The organism is Novipirellula herctigrandis (assembly GCA_007859835.1).
GTDB lineage: Bacteria > Planctomycetota > Planctomycetia > Pirellulales > Pirellulaceae > Novipirellula_A > Novipirellula_A herctigrandis.
The window spans coordinates 8,113,770-8,122,935 of record SJPJ01000001.1 but is presented as its reverse complement, the minus strand read 5'-3'; the positions used below and the strand labels follow the sequence as shown (position 1 = coordinate 8,122,935).

General features: G+C 53.1%; 6 protein-coding genes. 4 read left to right on the top strand and 2 right to left on the bottom strand.

The window, feature by feature from the left end:
- Positions 1-461 (bottom strand): hypothetical protein (locus tag CA13_RS35855; protein ID WP_419194990.1); only part of this gene is annotated, 461 nt, incomplete at its 3' end.
- A gap of 397 nt (positions 462-858) precedes the next feature.
- On the opposite strand from CA13_RS35855, the gene CA13_RS29485 reads away from it, so the two are divergent.
- The 4 genes from CA13_RS29485 (at position 859) to CA13_RS29470 (ending at position 8,818) form a co-directional block, all read left to right on the top strand.
- The gene (locus CA13_RS29485) at positions 859-4,041 is read left to right on the top strand and encodes a thioester reductase domain-containing protein (protein WP_146402765.1); all 3,183 of its coding nucleotides are present in this window, start codon (positions 859-861) and stop codon (positions 4,039-4,041) included.
- A 37-nt stretch (positions 4,042-4,078) separates the two neighbouring features.
- A complete protein-coding gene (locus CA13_RS29480) occupies positions 4,079-6,418 on the top strand; it encodes an efflux RND transporter permease subunit (RefSeq protein ID WP_146402763.1) in 2,340 nt (779 codons plus the stop codon).
- A gap of 499 nt (positions 6,419-6,917) precedes the next feature.
- The gene (locus CA13_RS29475) at positions 6,918-7,952 is read left to right on the top strand and encodes a polymorphic toxin-type HINT domain-containing protein (protein WP_146402761.1); all 1,035 of its coding nucleotides are present in this window, start codon (positions 6,918-6,920) and stop codon (positions 7,950-7,952) included.
- Between the two features lie 215 nt (positions 7,953-8,167).
- Positions 8,168-8,818, top strand: coding sequence for a hypothetical protein (locus tag CA13_RS29470; protein ID WP_146402759.1), 651 nt, complete (start codon positions 8,168-8,170; stop codon positions 8,816-8,818).
- Positions 8,819-8,905: 87 nt separating this feature from the next.
- On the opposite strand, the gene CA13_RS35850 is transcribed toward CA13_RS29470, so the two are convergent.
- On the bottom strand, positions 8,906-9,166 hold a 261-nt coding region (locus CA13_RS35850; RefSeq protein ID WP_419194989.1), incomplete at its 5' end, for a hypothetical protein.

Below are 9,166 nucleotides of genomic sequence, written 5' to 3'. Positions count from 1 at the left end.
CTCCTGGACAAGACTTGATGAGCGAGAATTCTAGCAAATCCCAAGCAGTAAGGCAATAGAGTTTGGATGGCCCCTTCTTTTTGTAAGGCAATAGAGTTTGGATGGCTCCTTCTTTTTCTTTTGCGCAATAGAGTTTGGATGGCTCTTTCTTTTTTGTTCCTGCTTTGTTCCTGCTTTGTTCCTGCTTTGTTCCTGCTTTGTTCCTGCTTTGTTCCTGCTTTGTTCCTGCTTTCTTCCTGCTTTCCGCCTTCTTTCCGCTCCTTCTTTCTTCTTTCCCCCCTTCTTTCCCCCGGGCCTGTTAGGTAGATTTTTCGGTTGGTCTGGTCCTGTTCTGCATGGAGCGGAGGTGACTCACACCAAAAACAGTGATCTAGAGAACCATGAATTGAGCACCGAAATGGCTTCGAGAAGAGGCTGTTTTGTTCACAGGCTCTACGCGAGCCGTACAGGTTGGATGCCATCTGAATAGCAGGGATGCGACCACACTCACTTTGATCTGAATGAGGGTGACGACCAAAATGACCTAATCGGTGGTCATCATCGTCGCCCTTCTGCCGGCTTGCCTAAACGCCGAACGGGGCGGAAGTGGACGGGGCGGAAGTGGACAACTAGGATGGGTGCTCTCGTCAAACGAAAAGCTCTGGTAGAGGCTGCGATACTCGAACTAGCGCACGTAGTGTGAATTGCAACACGGCAATCGAGAATCGACCTGCATGGAGGAAGCCGGATAGCCCTTGGCACTCGGTACATCCTCGATCGATGCAGCGGAACAACATTCGAACGCAACTGGACGACGATTTGACATCGTCCGATCGGCTGTGAAGACAATGACACCTAATCTGATGAAACGACCTGCTGATGAACACTTTGACCAGCCTCCTGCGACACTGGGCGTGCCAAACTCCTGAAGCGTTGCTTTATACCTACCGCGACACCCATGGGAACATCACGGAATCTTACGACTGTGAATCGTTTAATGCCCGTGTCAACTTCGTAGCGCAACAGTTGGCTGATCGCGATATCGTTCATCAGGGCGAACCGGTTCTGCTGATCTACCCATCAGGACTCGAAGGCATCATTGCCTTTATGGCCTGCGTGAAGAATGGAGCGATTCCAGCACCCGCGCCTTGGCCCGACCGCATGTCAGGGCGGGCAGCGGCCGAGCGGATTCAACATATGCAAGCCGACTGCGATGCGCGAGTTGTATTGACCGTCAGCGACGGACTGCAGCGACTTAACGGATCGGCTCCGACTTCCTCTCGCCCAATGGAATGGATTGCCACCGATAAGTGGAAAGGCAGTCAGGACCATTTTCAGACGTCACAATGTGACACGCTCTTTATCCAGTACACGTCCGGGTCGACTGACTTGCCGCGCGGCGTGATGGTGACGCATGAGAACATCATTCACAACAGCAACGTTTTGCCCGATATCAATGACGGTCGTTGTTGCGGTGTATCGTGGCTGCCATTTCATCATGATATGGGACTGATAGGATTCTATCTATTCGCCATTGTCCGCGGAGGCGTGACCCATCTCATGTCACCGGCCGACTTTTTAAAGCGTCCACAACTATGGTTTGAAACGATCACGACCGAGGCGGCGACGATCACCTGCGCTCCCAACTTTGGGTATCAATACTGCCTCCGCGACAAAAAAATCTCGGATCGGGATCTGAACGAGTTTAACCTGAGTAGTATTCGGCTGATGATGAATGGCGCCGAGCCGGTTGACCCCGTCACGATGGATGCATTTGCCGATCGGTTTTCACAATGTGGACTTGAGCAAAACGCCTTGGTGGCGATCTATGGACTTGCCGAGCATACCCTGGCAGTGACCAGCGGTGGCAGACGCGTGTTTGATTCTGCCGAGTGTCATCTGCCGGCAACCCAGGGACACGATCATAGGCCGACGCAGCGGCCGATTATGAGCTGCGGATTCCCCCTGCCCGGTGTCGAGCTTCACATTGTCGATCCAAACAAAAGGGCGAAAATGCCTGACGGTGGCGTTGGAGAAATCTGGCTCCGGGGAGAGTCGGTAACCAATGGGTACTGGGGACGCAATCATCAAGAAGCCCACTCGTTGTTCACTGCGGCCTTTGAAAGCGAGGGCAATGGCAATACCTATTTGAGCACCGGAGACCTTGGCTTCTTGCTCGATGGTGAGCTTTACATTACCGGGCGGTTGAAAGAGGTCATTCTGGTTCGAGGCCGAAATATCTATCCGATCGACGTGGAATCGATCACGCAACGAACGCTAAACCGAACGGGCCGCAGTCTTGTGGCGGCTTTCGGTTCGACGACTCACGGCGTCTCCGAAGAGATCGTGATCTTGATCGAAGATTGTGGAAACCCAATCGACCTTCGCAGGGTAGCACAAGCGGTTGGCGAGCATATGGGTGTACGACCGGGCGTTACTGCGCTCATTCCCCGCGGCAAGCTGACAACGACGACCTCCGGAAAAATTGCCCGAAGCGCATGCCGTCGCGACTGGGACTCCGGTCTCATCGAGCCGATCCGCCAATATCGATCTCGCCAGTCCAGTGCCGGCGATGGTGACATCTCCTCGATACTGCAACAAATCGAAGGCCTGCCTGATGACGAGTCGGTGGAGTACGCGGGCCTCGATTCTTTGACCCTGACGCAGTTGCAATTGGAACTCTTGCGAGGTGCTGAGCGGACGGGACTTGACGTCGAGGAATTCCAATACGACATGCGGATTATCAACAAGCTCTCGGTCGGTGAATTGCGATTGTTGTTGCCCAGGCTCAAAGATTCGTCCTTTGGCAGCGACGAAATTCAGTTCCTGCGCGATGTAGCGCGTGAGCGGATTGGAGTGATCGCAGCAAACGAACAGGAGCAAATGCTTGCCGACGGAGAGCTCGCCTTAGACATACAACCTGCTCAGGCCGCTCCGCAAAACTACGATACCGCCGACATTCTGCTGACAGGTGCGACTGGTTTTTTTGGGGCCTTCCTGTTGAATTCCCTTCTTCTGAGCACGGATCGGCGAATTGTGGCGCTGGTACGATCCACTGACGCTCAAGCAGGCCGGGAACGAATCATCGAGGCGCTCCAGAAGGCGAATGTTCCGTTTGGAAGAAGCGGCAATGGATTTGACCTCGCTAGGCTGGTAGAGCAACGCGTGAAGGTCGTCTGTGGGGATCTAACGGAGCAGCGACTCGGCCTGAGTCAAACGGACTGGAGCGATTTGGCACAGACGGTCGGTACGGTCTATCACTGTGGGGCCGAAGTCGACTACATCAGGTCGTATGACTCACTCTCTGCGGCAAACGTCAGCGGTTGCGAGGAAATCATCCGCTTTTGTGCATCGGAAAAGCTGAAGCGGTTGCATCTGATCTCGACGACCTTCGTTGCGGGGTGGACGTCAACCAAGGTGCTCGGCGAGTCCGAGTGCGATCCACCCGAAGGCGCGCTGAATTTCGGTTACGCCCAATCAAAATGGGTTGCCGAACGGTTGGCTTACCAGGCCTTGCGCCGTGGGCTACCTGTCAAGGTTTTTCGGCCTTCACTATTAACAGCCGCCACCACCGGAAGCTTTGTAGAAAGAGACATTGTGTCGCGAGTCTTCTCGTACCTGATACGATACGGGCTTCGGCCGAATTGCGGAAACCAACTCAGCTTCATTCCCGCCGATATTGCGGCGAAAAACATCGTCGCTGTCTCGCTTTGCGACGAGGCGACGGACGATACGTTTCATGTAACTGCAAACAATTACTACAACATGTCTCAGATCTGCGAATGCATCTCGCGGTGTTACGGCTATGAGATGAGAGAATGCAGCCTGGATGGACTGATCGAGCACGTCAACGAAAACTGTACCCGCGAGGATCCGCTTTATCCCTTGGTGCCTTTTATCAATCGGAACTTCAAGAAGCTAGCGGAGATGGAGGAGAAACGGTACGCTACCGCCAAATTCCAGAACGCGCTCCAGCTGGCACCGGGCAGTTGTCCCGAGCCGCCGCTCGAATACACCGTACAGCTGATCATCGACTACCTGAAAAAAACCGGCATGGTTTGAATCTGTCCGACCAAGAGAAGAAAGCTAGTTCCATTTAATGCGAAGCCTGTTTGATTCTCGCCGGGGTGGATCGAAATTTTCCTGGCTCGGTATTTGGCGTGATCGCTTGCCCGATCTGGCAATTCGTTGGCGATTTCATACACTTGTCGTTACGCTTGCAATCACATTGGTGTCCGCCTATTGTGCAAGCGGTGTCCGCTTCGACAGCTCGGTCGAAGTGTGGTTTCTCGATGGTGATCCGCAGATCGAGCTCTATCATGACTTTCGCGATCGTTTTGGCAAGGAACAGTTTATTGTCGTCGGGCTGTTTCCCGAAGATGTGTTTGCGTCCCAATTCCTAGATCAGCTTGACAAGTTCACTGACGAAATCGCTACATTGCCGCTAGCTCACCGAGCGATGTCAATTACCAATGCCGAAATTTTGGTGAATGAGGGTGGTCGCCTGAATGGGGTGCGACTTGCCCAAACAAGCAGCGGCCAGTTACCACAGACTGCGGAAGAGATCGACGAGTTTCGCACCCGCGCTCTCCGCTCTCGATTTGTGGTTGGCAGCCTGCTTGCCAAGGACGGCTCGGCAACCTCGGTTGTCATTATGCCTAGCGAGGAGGCCATTGATGTCGACCGAGAAATTGAACTCGTCAAACAAGTCCGGGCGATTGTCCAGCGGCAGTTTCCCAGCTCGGTGGATTACGGTTTGGCCGGAACGCCAGCTATCAACGACGCTATTTTCCGAGCTGCCCGACGTGACTTCCTTCTCGTCACGCCCATCGCGGCCCTCGTCGTCGCCCTATTTTGTTTCATTCTGTTTCGGACTTGGATTGCGGCGTTTGTGCCTCTGATCATCGTCGGAGTAACGGCGGTCTGGGTACTGGGACTCATGGGGTTACTGGGATGGCGAATGACATTCCTAACGTCTGCTTTGGTATTGGTCATCATGGTCATTGGTGTTGCCGACTCCATCCACCTCGTCTCCGCGTGGCAAGGCGAGCGGCGGCTTGGCCGCAGCGCGCGCGTTGCGATTCGCAAAAGCCTGTATAAGTTGCTGCCGCCCTGCTTGTTTACAACTTTGACGACGATGGTGGGGTTTCTCGCAATGGCCGCGTGCGACATGGCGCCTGTGCGACAATTCGGTATCCTCGCCGCAGTCGGTGCCGTGATCGCGCTGGTCCTGACCATCCTTCTGACACCTTGCTTGTTGCTGCTCGCGTCAGCTTCAACAGCAACAGCAATTCACTCTCATGGTGAGACCCGTGCGGATCGGATTCTGCTATGGCTAGGGAGGCCGACACGGAGGTTAAGTCAAGGCGCACTCGCTGCGGCGGCTATCCTGATGCTTGTAACTGCGGTGCTGATACCGTCCATTCGCGTCTCGGCGAACCCAATGACGTTTTTCCGACCGAATGCACCGGTTCGAAAGGATATGGAGAGGATTGACGAGGTCTTTGGGGGTTCTGCCTCATTGGAAGCAGTAATCCGCACCCCAAAGGGCGGGCAGCTCAAATGGGAAAACCTGAGCAAGCTTGGTAAATTCCAGCGATGGCATGAGCAGTTTCCGGCTGTCGGCCAGACACTTAGCCTGGTCGATTTGGTTGGGGAGATCCACCGAGTTCAGCCGTTCCGGCCGAATCGCGAAGGCACTCCGCGCGGCGTTGCGACGGCCCTGCGCGCGGTCGAGCGGCGCGATCCGGAACTGCTTCATCGTTTGGTACTTGACGACTATTCGCTCGGCCGAATGTCAATCAGAGTGCGGCTGTCCGAAGCCGATTCGCTTGCCGCTCAAGCTGAATTGGCCGACGCCTATATTCGTGAGCACTTCAATACGCCTGAGATTTCGGTTCAGTACACCGGCCACGTGAAGCTATACGACGACATGCGGAAGTACATCGTGGACGCCCAGATTCGCAGTCTGACATTGGCTGCGGTTATGATCACGATTCTGATGTGCGTGCTACTTCGCTCTTGGAAGCTAGGTCTGTTTTCAATGATTCCCAATGTGCTACCAATCTTCTGTGGCCTGGCGCTCATGTCCGTCCTCGAAATCCGCCTGGACCCAGGCACCGTGATGATCGCTTCGGTGGCGCTCGGACTGGTTGTGGATGACACATGTCACTTTTTGGTCAGTGTTCGATCTCACATGTCGGGCGGGGAAACATTGGAGCAAGCGATCGAAAAGTCGATGTCCAGCGCCGGCCGCGCTATCATTGCCACCAGTCTGATTCTCGCCTCTGGTTTCTCGGTACTCGTTTTTGGTAGTTTTGCACCGTCGATGTACTTTGGCGTTATCACCGCAGCGGTCATCGTGATTGCCTTGGTTGCCGATCTGGTTGTACTTCCCGCTGCGCTGTTAATATTTCGAAGAACCAGTCAAGCAAAATGATCGCTCGCGTGCGGTCAAAAAACTCAGCCGAGTATTAAACACGAGGCAAACCGTTCTCTCAAACAATAGACATTGGCGAGAACGCGACTCGAAAAGCGGTTCGAAGCTTCCTTGATCACTATCACACAGAACGGAATCATCAGGGTTTGGGTAACGATCTGTTCGCGAGGAAGAAAAGGGGAGGAAGAAAAGGGGAAGAGGAAGAAAAGGGGAAACAGGAAGAAAAGGGGAAGGGGGTCATTTTTCGCAGGAAGAAAAGGGGAAGCAGGAAGAAAAGGGGAAGGGGGTCATTTTTCGCACTTTCCCATTTTTCGCATTGCCCCGGTTAAGGGCATGATAGATGCAGCCTGCTTCATCGGCACGTTTGATTCTTGGCATACCATCAGTTGGCTAAAGAAAGATTGATCGTATTCGCTAGAGAATATCAAACCAAGTCCCGAAAAACGACCCCCTCCCCCTTTTCCTCTCCCCCCTTTTCCTCTCCGTCACGCTCAGCGAAATGCCGCAAGGCGAACAGTTGCAGTCCGCCCTCTGGGCCAACGATTCATTCCTGGACGATATCACCGATCACTATGGTTCCGTTGCTCTCTTAGAAGCTCCGGCAAAAACAGCGACGACCTTCAAGATCCCGATCGAAGACGTACCACTTGGCGCGCGAGTTCCGACCAAGAACCCAAGACCATGGGAATACGACGACAGCCTCCCCGATCCGGATGAAGAGACCTGGTCGAAGGTCATCTTCACCGTCGAGCGGAAAGACGGCCAAATGGTCGATGCCGAAATCCTGCGTCCGACATCGTGGCTCACCGCCAACGGCATCGAAGCTGGCGCACTGCTGCCGATCAACCTCCCGGAGCTTGAGGTTCACGGGGAAGCGTTTGTCGAGTCGATCGAGCCATGCCCACTGATCGCTGCAGGTGAAGGCAGTGTCGTCACCGCCCGTTTCGTCACCAGACAAGTCGACCGAGTAGCCAGCATCGAAATCCTCGGCCCCAATGGTCAAATCGAAACGCTCACCGGCACCACGGTCCACCCAATTTGGTCAGTTGACCGGCAAGATTGGGTTGAACTAGCGGAGCTGCACGAAGGCGAGATGTTGCAAGCGGCCACCGGCATCGCTGCCGTTCTTAGCGTCACGGTTCACGATCGAACAACACCCGTCTACAATAACGAAGTCCACGGCGAACATGTGTATCAGGTGGGTGAGCTTGGGCTGTTGGTGCATAATGCTTGCCCAGATGCTCTGGATATTCATCGTGCTGCAAAACATGGTGGTGACCTCCACGATTTGGCAATGCGACTTCGCGCTACGATGGTTGCCCGCACGAACACCACCGTGCGAACCAATCAAGTTCTGGTCGACGGAAATAACGTATTGTCCCGCCTACGACCAGACATTCAATGGATCGAGGACGGATTGGTTCATGTTGCTGAGGTAAACATTAGCGGTGGCTCCGGTTACCATGGCGCACGCCGAGCATTATTTGAAGACATTTTAGGCCCTTTGTTTGGAGGCTATAAAGCAGTAGTATGAGGATTGATGATACCCTGCAGTTTTGCTTATTTGCGTTTAGTGATTCCGAGGCCAATCCACCAACAATTGGCGAGATCATACCACTTTGGAGATCATTAGATCGATTTGGAAAACGAAAAGCCAAATCTGTAGTCTTTGAATGGAATTCACCACCGAAATCAAAGAACCTTGAGCGAGCGATTGTTCTTGGACAGCCATGTCCTTGGGCTGAATCGATGAACGAGACCACCCAAGTAGCCATTGGGATAGATGCATATGAACAGGGGGAGAGTTTCGCGGAAACTCTAAAACAGACGGATTTGTCGTTCGGAATTACCAAGCCTGGCTACTGGAGGGGGATTCAGACTCCTGGAGCATTGAGTCTTGTGGTCGCTGAACCGCTATTAAGAAGTTTAGCAATCGAAGCAGTGAATGAACTAATTGAAGTGCATTTTGCCTTTGCATCTGAGAAGCATGCCCAATACGGGTTGATTGATGTTGATCAGGCGTCACGAATCTTGGCTGGCATTGGTTTTTCATCCGCAAGTGTAGATGAGCTTCCGTTGGATCGACAGATGATGCATGCACAGTGGATTCGCAACAACTTTCCAAAACAAAAAGCAATGGGTGTCTTTTGGGGTAACTATTTTGGAGGACAATTGCTTGACAAGCTGGGAGGACAGGAGTCGATTCAAGAATTTGTTCGACAAAAGTTTGCTGACACAGAAAACAAACCTGCTTTGTTGTGCAACCAGATTGGTCCAGCTGTGTTCGTTCGATTGTCTCGGTCGCCACTGGATTGGTATAATAGCGAACAAGAACGTTTTTGTATTGGGCGAAATGCAATTCAATTGCATGGATTCTTGCTCTCACACAATGTCCTGTAGCGATGAACGAGCGACCGAAAAGGGGAAAGGGTGTGCCGGGATAAAGCTGGGTTTGGATAGAGAATGAAGGTTTCATTCGAAGAACGATTAGCCATCGACTTTCGTCTCCCGCGTAGGTGCGACTGCGTTAAAAGAGTCGTGCTGCGGAAACAAACCCAGGAAAGAAAAGGGGGAGGGGGTCATTTTTCGCACAGCCTGCTTCATCGGCACGTTTGATTCTTGGCATACCATCAGTTGGCTAAAGAAAGATTGATCGTATTCGCTAGAGAATATCAAACCAAGTCCCGAAAACCGCCCCCTTCCCCTTTTCCTCTTCTCGAAAACCGCCCCCTTCCCCTTTTCCTCTTC